This window comes from Methylomonas sp. BG-2, assembly GCF_057766305.1.
The window spans coordinates 1-1,843 of the sequence record NZ_JBYMAP010000426.1; the positions used below are offsets into that span (position 1 = coordinate 1).

At 58.9% G+C, this 1,843-nt stretch carries 2 protein-coding genes; one reads left to right on the forward strand and one right to left on the reverse strand.

Annotation, left to right across the window (positions count from 1 at the left end; translation table 11 throughout):
* A partial coding sequence (locus AC3B8H_RS20930; RefSeq protein ID WP_488443442.1) for a M90 family metallopeptidase occupies positions 1 to 505 on the reverse strand: 505 nt, incomplete at its 3' end.
* Positions 506 to 758: 253 nt separating this feature from the next.
* On the opposite strand from AC3B8H_RS20930, the gene AC3B8H_RS20935 reads away from it, so the two are divergent.
* Positions 759 to 1,790, forward strand: coding sequence for a PIG-L deacetylase family protein (locus tag AC3B8H_RS20935; protein ID WP_488443443.1), 1,032 nt, complete (start codon positions 759 to 761; stop codon positions 1,788 to 1,790).
* The last annotated feature ends 53 nt before the right edge of the window (positions 1,791 to 1,843 follow it).

Below are 1,843 nucleotides of genomic sequence, written 5' to 3' on the forward strand. Positions count from 1 at the left end.
TACCGGCGCCGTTGCGCATATCCAGCTTATGGGCAACCTCGTGAACGATCAAGTTTTGCCCGGATTCCGGAAATTCGATGTCTTCAAGGATTTCTTGCCAGGACAGTATCAGCGGTCCCGCCAGCCAAGCCTCGCCGGTTAGGATGCGCTGCTCTTGATGCACCACGCCGGCGTCGTCGGTATCTTCGTGGTTGACGACGAACGCGTCGGGGTATACGACCACATCCAGCCAGCCGGAAAACAGAGCCAAACCCAAATACAACACCGGGAGACAGCATTGGGCCGCGATGACGATGCGCATGTTGGGGCTCAGGTCGATATCCACGCCGACCAGATTTTTTTCGCGAAGAAACAATGAACTCATCACCCGCAAGCGGGCCAGCTCGATGGGCGTCAGTCCTTGCAGCAACGGTAATTCAGCGGTCGCTTCGGTCCAAGCCTGATAGGGAATGGCGTGACCCCGCAGCCGATAACGTCGATAGGCGCGTTTGAATCGGTTTCTCATCGGATAGTTGCCGCAGTGGATAGGATCGAATAACCAGTTCGAACGGCATGGTTGATACCAACCAAGTCGGCGGATATTTCAACCGGCCCGGTTGCAAACGGATGGCGTCGGCCGGGTTTGCCGCTAGTTGCGTGCGTCGAGGGTTTGGCACGGTCTTCGCTCACTTCGGTTGAAACGGATTATAGCCCGGTCGGCATCCGCGCGGAGCGTTGGCGAATTTCGTCCGGATCTTTTTCACATGCGGGAGAGGCTTATGCAGCAGTCTTACGGTGTATGGCGATTGATTTTATTGGTTTGCGGCACCTTGGCGTTACCGGCCCGCGCCGCGCCGGAGCAAGCGCTGGATGTCGCGCGGGGTGAACGTCTACTAATATTGGCGCCTCACCCGGACGACGAAAGCCTGAGTGCCGCCGGTCTGGCGCAACGGGTACTCGCCAACGGCGGAAGTGTCCGCGCCGTCGTCGCGACTGCGGGCGACGCCTATGTCGATGCCGTGGTACAAGAAACCGGCAAGCGCAAGCCGGCGCCGGCCGATTATCTGGCGTTTGGCGAACGCCGCCTGGAAGAATCGCGGCGCGCGGCCCAAGTGTTGGGCAAGGGTTTCCTGCATCTGGATTTGTTGGGCTTCTCGGACGGCAGCCTCTACCCAGCGCTGGTGTCGCACTGGCGGCGCAACCGGCCGATGCGCTCGGATTTCACCGGCTTCGACCATGTGCCTTACAGTGCTGCGATCGATCGAGGATATGCGCAAGACGGCCAGGACTTGCTCGGCGAACTGTTGGCGATTTTGCGCGATACCCGTCCGACCATGATCGCGTTCCCGGATGTGATGGAAAACGACTCGGACCACGCCGGTCTGGGCATGTTCGCGTTGCTGGCTGTTCACGACTGGCTGGCGCGCGAATCCGCGCGCGATATTCATCCCAAATTGCTGGCCTATTTGATCCATTGGCGCCCCGGATGGCCGACCGGCTCGAATTGGGGGATCGCTCAGGATTGGAGCCAGCAGCCGATGCGGCTGCCCGACGATTTGCCGCTACGCGGGCATCAGCGGGTTTGCTTGAATTTGACGCCCGCCGAAGTGGCGACCAAGCGCCAAGCCATGACGGAATATCAAACCCAGCAACTGATCATGGGCGATTTTTTAGCCTCCTTTGTGCGTAGCAGCGAGTGTTTCACGTTACTGCAAACCGGGAATACCGAACGGATAGAAAATGTTGTCGAACATTGGCGCCATGTTCGCAAAGCCTTCGATAACCACCCGCTGACTCGTCGGAAAATCTAGTCGGCGCTCCGGTTGGCGTCACCAGCGGTTGTTATCCTAACGCTCATGAAAGG

Coding starts and splice junctions, on each gene's coding strand:
- AC3B8H_RS20935 (WP_488443443.1), top strand. CDS start 759: ATGCAGCAGTCTTACGGTGTATGGCGATTGATTTTATTGGTTTGCGGC.